This is a genomic window from Pseudoflavonifractor phocaeensis (genome assembly GCF_016901955.1).
Taxonomy (GTDB): Bacteria; Bacillota; Clostridia; order Oscillospirales; family Oscillospiraceae; genus Flavonifractor; species Flavonifractor phocaeensis_A.
Genome location: NZ_JACJLC010000257.1, coordinates 1 through 303, shown reverse-complemented (window position 1 = coordinate 303; position 303 = coordinate 1). Strand labels below are relative to the sequence as shown.

General features: G+C 52.1%; 1 protein-coding gene. It reads left to right on the top strand.

What is annotated here, in order from left to right; all coding sequences use genetic code 11:
• The coding region (locus H6B51_RS17445; RefSeq protein ID WP_204884838.1) for an S-layer homology domain-containing protein at positions 1-136 on the top strand (136 nt) is incomplete at its 5' end.
• Positions 137-303 lie beyond the last annotated feature (167 nt).

Sequence of the window (303 nt, the reverse complement as noted above, 5' to 3'; positions counted from 1 at the left end):
CTGGGCGCAGGAGGGCGTGTCCTGGGCGGTCGGCGCAGGGCTCATCTCCGGCAAGGGCGACGGCGTCCTTGACCCGCAGGGTGCTACCACCCGCGCAGAAGCCGCAGTGATTTTGCAGCGGTTTTTGGAAAAGTAATAAATAATACGCCTTCGCAAACGAAGGCAGAAAGATACAGCGAAAGCCGTTCGCAGGAAGGTTTTACTTTCCTGCGGACGGCTTTTTTCTTTTTTTCGCCGGCTTTTTAATCAGCGTGCGCCCCTCTTGATTTGAGGCTATAAGAAATCTATTCTGAAAAATTTTTA